General features: G+C 67.3%; 7 protein-coding genes and 2 pseudogenes. 4 read left to right on the top strand and 5 right to left on the bottom strand.

The window, feature by feature from the left end; translation table 11 throughout:
- The first annotated feature begins 119 nt into the window (after positions 1-119).
- A protein-coding gene (locus ACIRPU_RS42455; protein WP_403878038.1) for an IS5 family transposase occupies positions 120-1027 on the top strand; the annotation gives its coding sequence in 2 pieces (ribosomal slippage) (positions 120-465 and positions 465-1027; 909 coding nt in all).
- Positions 1028-2120: 1093 nt separating this feature from the next.
- On the opposite strand, the gene ACIRPU_RS42450 is transcribed toward ACIRPU_RS42455, so the two are convergent.
- The 3 genes and pseudogenes from ACIRPU_RS42450 to ACIRPU_RS42440 all read right to left on the bottom strand — a co-directional run.
- Positions 2121-2606 (bottom strand): hypothetical protein, encoded by a 486-nt coding sequence (locus tag ACIRPU_RS42450; RefSeq protein ID WP_403878032.1) that lies wholly within the window; start codon positions 2604-2606, stop codon positions 2121-2123.
- Between the two features lie 235 nt (positions 2607-2841).
- Positions 2842-3564: a hypothetical protein gene (locus ACIRPU_RS42445; RefSeq protein WP_403878041.1), complete on the bottom strand. Its 723-nt coding sequence runs from the start codon at positions 3562-3564 to the stop codon at positions 2842-2844.
- Between the two features lie 381 nt (positions 3565-3945).
- Positions 3946-4137 (bottom strand): annotated as a pseudogene (locus tag ACIRPU_RS42440) (helix-turn-helix domain-containing protein); the annotation flags it as partial.
- A gap of 788 nt (positions 4138-4925) precedes the next feature.
- Here ACIRPU_RS42440 and ACIRPU_RS42435 point away from each other — a divergent pair.
- The 3 genes and pseudogenes from ACIRPU_RS42435 to ACIRPU_RS42425 form a co-directional block, all read left to right on the top strand.
- The gene (locus ACIRPU_RS42435; protein ID WP_403878029.1) at positions 4926-5192 is read left to right on the top strand and encodes a hypothetical protein; all 267 of its coding nucleotides are present in this window, start codon (positions 4926-4928) and stop codon (positions 5190-5192) included.
- Entirely contained in the window at positions 5192-6103 is a 912-nt protein-coding gene (locus tag ACIRPU_RS42430; protein WP_403878026.1) for a hypothetical protein, read from the top strand. Before ACIRPU_RS42435 ends, ACIRPU_RS42430 begins: the two co-directional genes overlap by 1 nt.
- A gap of 111 nt (positions 6104-6214) precedes the next feature.
- A pseudogene (locus tag ACIRPU_RS42425) lies at positions 6215-6454 on the top strand (hypothetical protein); the annotation flags it as partial.
- Between the two features lie 212 nt (positions 6455-6666).
- Here ACIRPU_RS42425 and ACIRPU_RS42420 read toward each other — a convergent pair.
- The gene (locus tag ACIRPU_RS42420; protein WP_403878023.1) at positions 6667-8418 is read right to left on the bottom strand and encodes a D-glucuronyl C5-epimerase family protein; all 1752 of its coding nucleotides are present in this window, start codon (positions 8416-8418) and stop codon (positions 6667-6669) included.
- Between the two features lie 109 nt (positions 8419-8527).
- On the bottom strand, positions 8528-12751 hold the full coding sequence (locus tag ACIRPU_RS42415; protein ID WP_403878020.1) for an FG-GAP-like repeat-containing protein: 4224 nt from the start codon (positions 12749-12751) through the stop codon (positions 8528-8530).
- Positions 12752-13271: the final 520 nt, after the last annotated feature.

Here is a 13271-nt window from a genome sequence, read left to right as displayed (position 1 = left end):
CCACTCGCTACGACAAGACACGCGAGTCCTACCACGCCGCCGTCACCATCGCCTCAATCCTGCTCTGGATCTGACCTTTGAAGACGATCTCTAGGGCCTGTCTGATAATTGATCTTGTGGTGGGTCGTGGTGAGCTGACGGATGCGGCATGGGAGCGGATAGCGCCTTTGCTGCCGGGTGTTGACGGTCGTGGGCGGCCGTGGCGGGAGCACCGGCAGGTGATCAACGGGGTGTTGTGGCGGTTGCGGACCGGTGCTCCGTGGCGTGACCTGCCGGAACGCTATGGGCCGTGGCAGACAGCCTATGAGCGGTTCGTCCGCTGGGAGGCGGACGGCACCTGGGCCCGACTGCTCGAGCAGGTCCAGGTCCGGGACGACTCCGTCGGAACCGTGGAGTGGACGGTGTCGGTCGACTCCACGGTCAACCGGGCCCACCAGCACGCCGCCGGAGCCCGCAAAAAGGGGCGGCGGCGGGGGACGAACTGGAAGATCCGGCACGTGCGGCGGCTCGCCAGGCGCTCGGCCGGTCCCGCGGCGGGCTGACCACCAAAGTCCATCTCGCCTGCGACGGCCGGGGTCTGCCCCTGGCCGTCGTCGTCACGCCCGGCAACGTCAACGACTCCACCGTCTTCGACGAGGTCATGGACGCCTTGAGGGTGCCCCGGCCCGGCGCCGGACGGCCTCGCCGCAGACCTAATGCAGTCATCGCGGACAAGGCGTACTCGTCGCGGGCGATCCGCCAGGCCCTGCGCAGGCGGGGCATCCAAGCCGTGATCCCCGAGCGGGCCGATCAGAAGGCCAACCGCCTGCGGCGAGGCAAGGCCGGCGGCAGACCGCCGGCCTTCGACCGCGAGCTCTACAAGGCTCGCAACGTCGTCGAACGCTGCTTCAACCGCCTCAAGCAGTTCCGCGCCATCGCCACCCGCTTCGACAAACTCGCCGACCGCTACAAGGCCGGAGTCCACCTCGCCTCACTGATCCTCTGGCTCCGCGAACCCACCCAAGATCGTTTGTCAGACAACACCTAGCAGCCTCGGCAAAGCTCATTCCTTGATCCACAAGCAGGAAGTATGCGTCCCGTTCTTGAACCAACGGCCTGTTGCCCTGGGGCTTTCGGGTCGTACGCACTGCACTGTCCACTGCCACCTCTGGGCTGAGGTGTTGCAACGACCGATAGAACCCAGATCGTCGGGTTTTTGGCCTTCATGGTCGGGCCTGTGGTCGGGGCGTTGCGCAGACCACGAAGCGATGCGCACTCGCCTGCTGAGCACCGACTGCGGTATCAGGTGGTCCATCCGGCCTGGAGATCGTCCAGGCCATCACCGAGCACCTCTGTGTCCACCAGCCAGCCAGGCGGCAAAAGCATCACATTCGCAGGCCGTGAGGGTCAGGATGCACACAGGCGGCGGCCGGCTACCGGCCGAGGGGCGGCAGGAGGGGCCCGACCCCCGCCCGGCTCGGGCCCCTCCAGGGCAGGCGCCGTGGGAGTCGTCGGCGGTGCCTATGAGTCGGCCGCAGTCTTCCCCTTCGCTGTCCTGGTCGAAGGAGGGAATACGTACAGGTCCGGGAAGTTCTCGTGCCCGACGTCTTCGACGGTGTGGGAGGGCGGGCGACTCGCCTTCGAGCGCTCCAGGGTTCCGCGGCGCCGGCCCGACTCGCCGCACGGTGACCCGCCTCCTTCGCCACCTTCGACCTCTCGCGCTTGCCGGATCGCCATGACCCGGTGGCCGTCGTCGTCCGCTTCCACGGCCGCGGCGCGGGCGAACATGACTTGTTCGTGCGCGACGAGGGCCGCCTCCACATCGCGCGGGGTGCGCGGCGAGGGTCAGGTCGAGTATGCCCGGAAGCCCCCAGAGAGGCCGCGAAGGCCAGTACGTCAACTCCTGCAGCCTGTAGCAGCAGCGCTGCCGCGTCCAGCATGCGCGAGCGCGCCAGCGATCTGCGCCGCGAAGCCCTCGAACTGGTACGGACAGCTCGGGAGATGGAGCAACAGCTGCCCCACAGGCACCGAGGCTCTGTGCCAGGCGGGGACCGCTCCGGGCGCACAATCGGCTGCGGCAGGCATGGGCCAGGTGTCGGCGTGGGTGTGTCGTGCTGCCTGCGGCAGTTTGGCCGCCCTGGTCAGTTGGTGCGGCGGTCGATCTCGTTTTGTGCGGTCCCGATGGCTGCGAGGGCACCGGCGATCGCAGCGCCTTGCTGACGTGAGAGGTCCAGCAGGTCGTCCAGGAGGATCCGTTTGGTGCTGAGTTTGCGGCGGAAGTCGTCAGGCAGCGTGGTCTTCCTGTAGGCGTCGATTTGGGCGACGACGGTACCGAGTGGCAGTTCAGGGAAGCGGCGTTCCGCCTGTTTGATGCGGCTGAGGAGCTCGCAGAGTTTGGCCAGATCTGCTCTCTGCGCTGCGGTGCTGGCCAGCTTGTCGAGGAGGACGACGGTCTCGTTGAGGAGTTCGTAGTCTGGCTGGAAGCGTTTCGCTTGTTTGGTGCGCTGGCTCTTGCGGACCTGGTCGATGGAGAAGTACGTGGTGATAGCCAGAGTGGCGAGGCCGACGACGGCCGTCCACGTCCAGGAGCTGGTGAAGGTGTCTTGGGTGGCGTCGCTTCCCAGCATCAGGCGGATGCATGGGCGAGACGCGTCTTCCGTCAGCTGAGATGCTGAACAGTGCATCATCGGGCTTGTCCTTGTGCTGAGGAGAAGGGGCTCTTGGCCGGCTTGGCCAGCGGCATGCTGGGACGTCCCTTGTGGCCAATGACTGAAAGAGGCAAGGCGCAGTCATCTCTAGGCGTAAGCCCGAGCGCTCTCGCGGGACCGGCTGTGCAGATCGCGCCTGGGTCCGCCGGCCGTCTCAGGCACCGCTGTTGCTGGTCGGCCTCCAAGGGCTTTTGATGTCCGGGGCCGGGCGGCCGGTCTTCACCGGCACTCTGGCGGCTTTACGCCCTGGGACTGCTGCGTTCTGCGCGGCATCGCTCGCGTGGTCCGGTTCCTGTACGGGAGGTTCGGTCTCCAGAGAGCTGTCCACGAAGCCGGCGGCTTTGGCGAGCCGGCGATGCCGTACCCCGTTTCGGCGCGAAGGCATGGTGTCGTAGTCGTGCACGAGCAGGACATCCAGATAGAACGGACGCCGGACATGGCGCCGCAGTGCGTCTTCCAAAGCCGGGTGCCATGCGCTGGACTGCAGGGTGGCGAGGGTGGTGCGGTCGGCCACGAACACGGGCACATCCAGGTGGTCGCGCTGTAGGCGGGCCTGCAACAGGGTGGCGGCGCGCAGCGCACGCGTGTGCTGGCGGCTGAGCAGTCCGGAGCGGTTCGTCAGGAGTTCTGCCCAGGCTTCCCGCACGCGTTCGGTGAGCCTCGGACAGTCCGGACACGTAGCGCGCGCCAGAACGACATCGGACAGTCGTATGCGGAACGTGGCTGCACATTCCAGGCACTCGACCGTCCATGGCGCGTCGAAACGGCGATAGCGTTCCCGGGCGTCGAAGCCGGCCTTCCGCAGCATCCGTACGGCGGTCTCCTGCGCCACCTGGCCGCGGATGTTCGCGGCGACCACCGACTCGAGCTGCTTCATCTCCTCTCGCCTGTCAGTGTTCTGGTGGGAGGCGTGCCGCCGTGCCCGCAGCCAGGCCTCGAACCACATCCCACGGCTCCGTGGCGGCACTTCACACGCCACAAGGAATGCCTCCAGGCACTCAGCGGACGCCGGTGCTCGCTTGTCAGCCGTAATCCGGAAGGCGGTGCTCCGCGACAGCTCTTTGCCCGTAGCGCGCGCCGTACGTTCCATCATCCGGAACGACGGTGCCCCGCTGGCCTGCCGCAACTCCTCCAAAGCGACGCAAAGGCCGGACAGGTCTTCGACAAGGTCAGGTCGCGGCTCCGGCCCCCTGGTCCCACTGGTGCTGCGCCCACCCAGACTCTCTCGATAGGCGACGTGCCACAGCCGGGTGATCTCATCGACGTTCATAGCGCATGCGGCAGCAAAAGCCTGCGCCACGTCCCGCTTGGGAAGCACAGCACCTGAGGCGGCCCGCTGCAATGTTCCCGGGCTGACGGACCGCGTCCGATCCGATAGCTCTGCGTAGGAGAGGCCCGCCGCCCGGCGCCCGTTACGCAATGCAATGGCAAATCTGCCAATCGGACTCATGGGGTCCGGGATCGGCTTTTCTGGTCGTCCCACGTCGCCTCTATTTCTACCCACGTAGGGCCCCTGTGTACGGGCCCTGCTCAGTACGGCTCGCGTGAGCGCTCCGCAGACTCTTTGCTCCAACCAAACGATGCTTCAAGGCAGTTGGCGCCACCAGGAAGCCGCACAGCATCCTGCCACCTGGATGCCACGCCGCGCATAGGGATGTCATTTAAGTCAGTGCCGTCCCACAGCCAAAGGCATCCGCATTCCAGGTGGGACACCTTTAATCAACCCCTGACCAGGCATTTTCCCTGCCACCCCAAGCCGGCGTATGCACCTGCGGGCCATTTAAGCCAGTTCGTCTCGCGGCTAATGGATTGGCCGCCCTTCAGTGCCCATACTTTTCACACCACCGCCGCCCAGTGCGACGGTGCCCTGCTTCCTTGGCTCCAACCGCGATTGAACAGGGAATATGAGCCTGACGCGTTGGCGCGCGAAAATGGCACATGAAAGAGTCGGCCCACTCCATGGGCCGACTCTTTCACTTTCATGTGTCTACTTGATCGGAAAGATGGCTCTCCAGGTCGATTTCTGATCGCATTTGCCCGTTCTTCGCCGGCCTAGCCTTACGGGCATCGCGCCTCAGGCCGGCGCTGGGAAGTCGGACGGGCTGGCCGCCGCCAGCAGTAGCCGGAGTCGAGCAGCACGCTTCCCGGCGTACCGGGCACCGCTGCGAGTGCGGGAAGTCGGCCTGGAACAGAGAGTGTGGGGGCGGCGCATCCCCATGTGCGCTACCCCCACACCACGTGTTCGGCTACAAGACCAAGCGGCCCGCACCGCTGACCTGCTACGAGTGCGACTGGCGCCTCCACCTGGTCCACAAGACCCACAGCGCGTACGACCTGTGGTTCCTGCGGCACGCCAACCAAGCACCTCACTGCGAAGCCAGGGCCGCCGGCGATGGCATGGCCCACCATCTGCTCAAGCTCGACCTCGCCACCACGCCCGCGCGGCAGGCTGGAGCGCTGAATACGAGGTCGCCGCTCCGGACGGCTCTTGGCGCGCGGACGTGATGGCCACCTGGCCCGACGGCAGCCGACGGGTGGCCCTGGAGGCACAGATGGCCTCCATCTCGATCGCCGACATCGAGGCACGCACCGACCGGTACGGCGAGGCCGGTGTCGAGGTGCGCTGGTTCACCGACCGCAAGACGGCCCCATGGCTGGACAACGTGCCCTCCGTCCAGATCGCCCGTCCCGACGACGGAGGCCCTGTCCAGGTCACGGCCGGGGCCGCCCGCTTCGAGCCCCAATGGTGCGACAACCGGACGGTCTGCGACTGGTGTGACTGCGAGGACTGCGGCGCGGGCGTCGACGGTCCTCTGCCGTGGGAAGGCCACGGCAAGTGGGAGCCGGCCGCCCCCTTCCCGCTGGAACGCTTCGTCGCCGCCGTCTGCCAGAACGCCACCCGGCCGCACCGCCTTCGCGTGGGCTGGGACACCAAAGGCAAGCGGCGGTGGATCACCCGGAGGTACTTCGACATGGAAGAGGAACAGCTCCAGGCACACATCCGCAAGTACCAGATCGTCGAACGCCTGCAAACCGTCCAGCAGCGACAACAGAACGCGCGGCAGGCCACCGAGCAGGAGCACCTGGCGGCAATCGAGGCCCTGCTCCAACGTCAGAAGGCTCTGATCAAGCCGGTGACAGAGTTCATCTACCACGAGGCCGGCACCTACCCCAGCGTCGCCCGCGACGCCAGCCCCGAGTTCGCCATGGGAGTGCCCGTACACGGGCGCGGGAAGACGTACGCAGTCATCTGCCCTGTGGCCAGCCGGGTCCCCGCGCTGCGCCGCCGCCTGGCCCTCCTGGTCCTCTTCGCTGCCTCCGAACGGGAGCGCAGCCGCATCCTGGCTCGCGGCACCCGGTCAGCGCGTCGAGGTTCTCACCGCAGAGCTCGCCCCGCCTTCCGCACCGGCGGTTAGAAGTTGTTGTCTTTCCGGACTTGAGGGCGGCGTTTTCGCTGGTCAGGCGTAGGGGCGGTGATTCCGTGGGAGTCGTGACCTGTCATGTCGTCGCTCCCCGGGAGGTTGCGGATGCCGTCGGTTGTCGGACTGCTGGAACAGCACGAGCTCGCAGCTCGCTGTCGGGTCGACGGGCTGCGTGAGGAGGCCGACCGTATCCAGGCCGAGCTGGCAGTGGCCGAGCTGGAATGGCAGGAGTGGGTGATCGCCCGCAGGCGGGTCGATGCGGTGCTGGCTCCGGACTGCGGCAGCACCGCCGACACGGAGGACGTCGCGGATCCGCGGGCTGAGGGCGGACCGCCGGCGTCCCGGGAGGGGGTCTGTACGGTGAGTGGTGTAACTCCTGAGCTGGAAGCGACAGTTGATGACTGACGTGACGAGTGACACCACTCACCGTACAGACCCCGACAGAGCCCACGAAGTGGACCAGAGCCCCCGGAGAAGGTGACACAGCCATGCTGGTACCCGGCGGATGCCGGGTACCAGCGTTTCACCGGGTGGGGCCTTTCCGGCGGATGGTCCTGTCAGAGGCCGTCGGTGGTGACGTTGTTGTGCCAGACCCAGTAGCCGGTGAGTGTGCCGGCGCTGATGCGGAGCATGTTGCGGCCGTTGATGGTGGCGCGTTGGTCGAAGGGGGCGTTGGAGGCGTGGTCCCACTGGACTGTCTTGGTGGTGCCGACGGCGCCGTCGGTGCCGTATTTGTAGACGTCGACGGGGGTGTTGGCGGGGAAGGTGAGGGTGCGGGCGGGGAGGTAGGTCTTGGTCCACCACTGGCCGCGCAGGAACGCGGTGGTGTAGTTCTCGCCGACCCACCAGCCGGCATAGGCGCCGGCGCTGATGCGGTAGTAGATGCCGCGGCCGTGGATGCGGCGGCGCATGGTGGCGGGGGCGGAGGTGTCGCGGGTGAAGGTGACCTGCTGGGTGGCGGTCTGGGCGTCGTCCTTGGCGGGGTCGTAGGAGCCGGTGGCGGTGGTGGCGTACTGGTAGAGGGTGTAGGTGCCGGCGGCGAAGGCGACGGTGCCGCCGCTGGGCAGGTCGGTGGAGACCAGGTCCGGGTAGGGGTAGTCGTCCAGCAGCTGGTCCATGTCGCGGGCGAAGGTGTAGTGACCGGAGAACCACTGCAGTTGCATGAACAGGTCGAGGTGGTGGTGGTGGTAGGAGAGCGGGGCGATGCGGTGGGTGTTGCAGTAGAAGGAGAGCCAGCGGGTGTTGCGCAGGCGCGGGTAGTAGTTGGCGATCGTGGTCAGGCCGCCGTCCCACAGCTTCAGTGCGAGTTCGTTGTGGGTGTGCTGGTAGTAGTCCCACACACCGAACAGGGCGAAGATCATGCCGTTGAAGGTGTAGTCCGACGTGCCGGGCGCGTCGATGGGGTATTCCTGGATCCAGAAGTAGCCGGCGCTGTCCTTGTTGATCACCCACGGTTTGGCGTCGTCGGCGCGCAGTAGTGAGGCGAAGGCGCCGTCGGCCGCGGCCAGGTACTGGGTGCGCTCTTCCGCGGTGACGTCGGTGTCGGGGAGCTGGGCGAGCTGGATGAACAGGGATATCGCCTCGCCCTGGGCCATGCCGGAGTACCAGGGGGCTGTGTAGACGAGTCCGCCGTGCTCGTTGTGGGTGTAGTTGAAGGGGTAGGGGAAGTACCAGGCGCCGCGGGTTTCGACCCGTCGGTCGATCTGCCGCTGGGCGTGGGCCTTGGCACGGGTGAGGAACCACGTGTCACCGGTGGTGCGGTAGGAGGCGAGGCAGCCCAGGCCGTACTGGATCTGTGTGACGGGTTGGTCGTAGAGCTTGCCGTCACCGTTGATGAAGACGTCGGGGTCGTTGTAGAACATGCGGACGCCGGCGGCGTCTACGTAGGCGCCGGTGTCGCCCTTGGCGACCGGCCGGTTGCGCCACGGGCGCAGTTCCTCGGGGACATCGACGATGGTGTAGCCGGCGGTGGTGAACTCGAACGGCAGCGTGGTGGGCACGTCGTCCGCGGCCGTCTGCGGGTCGACGGTGCCACCGGTGTAGGGGATCCGTCTGCTCGGGGGCGTGATCGTGCCGCTGGTGATCTGCTCCGGCGCGGGGCCCAGCGTGGTGGTCGGTGCAGGGGTACGTGGCAGGCTGAGCACCTGGGACATGGGGATCCCCGGGGACGGCTTTGGCGTGGGGGCGGAGAGGATGTCGGCAGAGGCGGCCGTTGCGCTGCCTCCCACGGTGAGCGCGCCGAGCGCGCTGCCGCCGGTGAGGCGTATGAACTGGCGGCGGCCGACGTCGGTACGGCGTTGGTCTGTCACGTACAACTCCAGTGGAAGTCAGGGAGCTTGGCGATGGCGTGGGGGAGCTCCGGGGCCGTCGAGGTTGCTTAGCGCTGCTGGACGGCCCCGGAGAGAGTGGCGGACTTGCCTACCAGCCGCTGCCGATCTGCTGGCGGGTGCTGAAGGCGGTGGCGGTGCGGGGGTAGAGCCACAGGATGCGGGTGGCGTCGTCGCGGACGATGACGTCGGGGTTGCCGTCACCGTTGAAGTCGCCGAGGCCGGCGAAGGTGTAGCCGTTCCAGCCGGTGCCGAGCTGGGAGCGGGTTCCGAGGCCGTTGCTGCCGTTGCCGGGGTAGAGCCACAGGATGCCGCTGGTGTCGCGTGCGACGACGTCGGGGTAGGTGTCGGCGTTGAGGTCGATGACGCCGGCGAAGGCGTAGCCGGTCCAGTCGGCGGTGCCCAGCTGCACCACCGTTCCCAGGGAGGCGCCGGTTCCGGTGCCGGGGAACAGCTTCAGGGTGCCGTCGGGGTGGCGGGCGATCAGGTCGGGCTTGCTGTCGCGGTTGAAGTCGGGGGTGCCGGCGAAGGTGTATCCGCTCCAGCCGCTGGCGAAGTTGCTGACGGGGGTGAGCAGGTCGTGCCCGGGGTCACCAGGGAACAGCCGCAGGGTGTTGTCGGGCGCGCGGCCGACGAGGTCGGCGTAGCCGGCCTTGTCGAAGTCGCCCATCCCGGCGAAGGTGTAGCCGGTGACGCCGGAGCCGATGTAGAGCGCGGAGGTGGACCAGCCGCCGCCCCCGTTGCCGGGGTAGAGCCACAGGCTGCCGCCTGCGTCGGTGGCGACCAGGTCGACCTTGCCGTCGCTGGTGTAGTCGCCGACTCCGGCGAAGGTGTACGGCGCGGAAGCCAGGGTGATGTTGCCCATGGTGCCGACCTGGGTGGCGCTCAGCGCAGCCCCGTTCCATGCCTGCACGTCGGAGAGGTTGCCCTTGAAGAACGAGGCGCGCGCGTCGAGGCTCAGGCTGTTGCCCAAGGTGAACTTGCCGGTGAAGCCGGCGATGGCGGTGTGGGAGCCGCGGGCCACCGGACGGTCGTCCATGTACAGCGTCATGGCCTTGGACACCGGGTCATAGGTCGCGGTGATGCGGGTCCACTGGCCGATGATCGCGGTGCCGCCGACGACGCAGTCGTAGCCGCGGGTAGTGTCCCCGGTGGCCAGGCAGAACGCCCACTGCTTGTTCGACTGCGGGTAGAGCAGGAACCCGGAGTTGTGCACGCCGTCCTGGGAGGCGATGACCCCGCCCACGGCCGCTGGCTTGACCCACGCCGACACGGTCAGGGAACTCGACAGCGACAGCGCCGCGTTCGAGGTCATGGCACCGGTAGTGCCGTCCAGCGCAAGGTTGGGGGAGAAGACGTCGTCGTCGGTGTCCCAGGTGGCGCCGCTGCCGCTGCCGGTGAGGTTCAGTCCGGCGGAGGTGTCGGCGGCACTGGCCGCGCTGCCCTCGGTGCCGTCACCGAGCGGCCAGGCATGGCCGGGGGCGATCAGAGTCTGCGCCGTCTGCGCGGTGAGGGTTCCGGCGGCTGCGTTGAAGATCCGCGCGGTGCTTGCGCCGTTGGAGGAGACGGTCCGCAGGTCCGGGGTGCCGTCGCCGTTCAGGTCGGCGGCCTGGATGACCGGCAGGGCTGCGGAGCCGTAGCCGCTGCTTGCGACCTGCAGCGGGGTGACCTGGCTGCCGCCCGCGAGGTCTTTCAGTTGTTGCGGGGTGTAGTAGTACAGCGCGCCGGTGCTGTTGTGGCGGGCGAACAGTGCGGGCATTCCGTCGATGAGGCTGCTGGTGATGCTCCAGCCGGTCCAGTCGCCGCTGCCGGTGGGGTTGGTGCTGGCCAGCTGTACCGCGTTGTCGACGCCGCCGAAGGCTCCGGGGGCGGGGTTGCCTGGCTCGTCCAACAGCTGCCCGCCCACGATCAGGAGCAGGTCCGGGTAGCCGGTAAGGTCCTCCCCGTTGACGGTGTGGTAAAGGTCGCCCCCGCTGGCGATGCTGGTGGCCTTGTTGCCGACGGCACCGGTAATGCCACTGCCATCGGTGAAGACAGTGCTGTTGACCGCGATGCTGTCGCCGCTGGTGGGGTGCAGTGTTGAGCCGTCACCACTACCGAACACGACGACGCCGCGGCCCGTCGTGGGGTTGTAGTCCAAGACGTCGTTGAAGCCGGCTCCGCTGTTGAAGTGGCCGCTGATGGTCTGGGTGCCGTTCCAGTCCGCCGGTGAGCCTGCGGAATTGACTCCGGTGCCCTGGACGCCGAGGTTGGTGGCGCTGGTGGTGAGCTGTCCGTCGGTCGTGCCGTGGGCCAGCCACAGTCCGCTGGACAGACCCGCCTGCGCGCCTACCGCGGTGAGGTCGGGGGTGCCGTCGCCGGTCAGGTCGCCGTCGATGGCGGTGGCCGCGGGGGCGGCGATGAGAATGCAGTTTGCGGTGTCGCCGATGTTGCCGCCGGCCGAGACCGCCGTGACGGTCAGCACGTTGGTGCCCCTGGTGGGGGTGATGCTGACGGCTGTGCTGGATCCGGTGCTGGCCAGGGAGACCGGGGTGGTGCCGTTGAGTTGGTAGAGGTAGCTGGCGGTGGTCCCGCCGGCGGCGTTGGGCGCCACGGTGAAACCGGCAGGGACGCCGACCTGGTAAGAGGCCGGGCTGGCGTCGTCACCGCACTCGTATGCGGAGGCGTCGGCGATGGCCGGAGCACCGGGCCGACTGGCATCGAACTGGAACTTGCAGGTCGCTGATACGGGGGAGGTGTAGGTGCCGTCCGAGGAGGTGACGTTCCACGTCACGCCCAGCGGCGATCCGCCAGCCGCGGCCTCCAGCACAGACTTCTTCAGGATGTAGACGGCGTTCTTCCCCGACGCCGCGGACACGGTGGGCTTGGCGATCTGCGCGCCACCGCTCGTTTTGGTGATGTTGAAGGTGTTGGACAGCGTGCCGCCGTCGGGGTCGGAGACCTTCGCATAGAGGGTCACGTCGCCATCGCCGATGGTCTTGACTGTGCTGGTGCAGGTGGTGGCCGGCGATGTGACCAGCACCGAAGGCTTGTTGGGCCGGTGGTCGTAAGTGGTGGACATCGAGAGGGTGGCGTGGTCGAACTTCTTCCAGCTGTACTTGTTCGACGCATCGTCGTCGGGGGCCTGCAGACCCAGCGTCAGGCTGCTCAAACTGCCGTCGTCGGCGACATCCTGCATGTGGGAGGTGACGTCGAAGCCGAGGGACTGCGCGGGGCAGGAAGGGTCGTAGCCGTAGGCCACGGTTTTAGAGCCCCACTGAGTAGTCCGGGCCGGCTTGTTGGCCCAGGTCGTGCTGGAGCTGATCGGGCCGGTCTGCCACAGCTGTACCTCGGTCGCGGTGCACGAGGGAGCGTAGGTTTCTGTGGCGTAGAAGTGTGAGTCGATGACGGTGGCTCCGAAGAGCCGGCTGTCCACCGTGAACTTCGCGTACGCCCGTGAGTCGTGGTAAGGGGTTTCCCAGCCCTGGTAGCCCACGTGCATGCCGGTGGCGCTGGTGTCCTTCCAGAAGCTGGTGTTGGGGGCGGCGGAGTTGACCCAGGTCCAGCTGCTCACCGTGCCGCCTGCGGCACTGTAGGTGGGGTCGATGTAGACGGGATATACCGTGGAGGAGGCAGACAGCAGGTCCGCGTCGGGGGTAAGCCGGATGTTCCCCGAGGCGTAGGAGGCGGCGACCCGCGCGATGTGCGCACCCGCGGCCGGCTCATCGGTGTCCGAGGCTGCCGACCTGCTGGCAGACAGCGAGCTCGGGCTGGCGGCCTTGGCAGTGGCGGAGTCCCACATCGTCGGGGCCGGTGCGGAGAACACTGTGCGATGCGTGGTGTCCCGGGCTGCGATGTTGCCCGCCTTGTCCACGGCGAGCGTCACGTTCTTGGTTTGGGTGGGAAAGACCAGTGTGTCCAGGGCTGGGTCGGCGGCCGCTTCGGCGTTCTTGACGATGAGGATCTCGGAAAAGCCGCCCTGGGCATCGGCGGTGACCTTCAGGTCCACCCCGTCCAGGACATCGGCGTAGGTGGCGCTGGAACCGTCCAGAGTGGGGGCGGGCAGTGGGCCGAGGGATGCCGGCGTCGTCAGCGAGAGAGACCGGCTGTGGTCCTTCATCACCGCAAGCGGGCCGTCCCCGCCCCCGGACAGGATCAGGCCCGTCGTACTGAGCGCCGGGGCGACGGCGCCGTCGGAGCGCCGGACCAGCGTGGCATCCAGCTTCTTCCAGGAGCCGGAAACGTATTTGCGTACCGGTGCGACCGACTGGGTCAGAGTGAAGGTGCCGTCCGGATTGGCTACTTTCGACTCTGTCGGCGTGGTTGCGGCTGCCACAGTCACGGCCTTGCCGGTGGAATGCGCTTTTCTCGAGGCCCGTGCCTCGTCCAGCGGCAACTTCGGTGACGACGCCTCAGATGTTGCATCGGCGTGGGCGGACGTTGCCACGCCGGACAGCGACAGCGTGCTGAGCGCGGCAACAAGCGCCGTGCTCAGCATTCTTCTGCGCAGGGTGGATCTCACCGTCAGGTACCCCCCAGGTCTGCTTCGAACATGATCAGTTATGTCGATCGGCGCTCCAGTGGACAGGCTTTTGGGTGTCTGTGGCAGAGCTGATTGATAGCGAGATGCCTGGCATGTCCGAGACGAGCAGCAAGTTTTGCGAATCCTTGGCTTCCAATTGTGAAGATTTGCCGGAATTGATTACTGTCCGGCGGCTCCCCTGCTCTGCGATAGTCGCCCGCGCAGCCGCATCTTGATCAAGGTGTGGAGCGCCGTCGTGCCTGCATACAGGGCAAGTGGGGGGATCGATCATGTCCAGGACAGCTCGGCTGAGACAGAACGTGCGTCGTATCGG

This window comes from Streptomyces sp. NPDC102259 (assembly GCF_044766465.1).
Lineage (GTDB): Bacteria > Actinomycetota > Actinomycetes > Streptomycetales > Streptomycetaceae > Streptomyces.
This window is presented reverse-complemented; position numbering and strand designations above follow the sequence as displayed.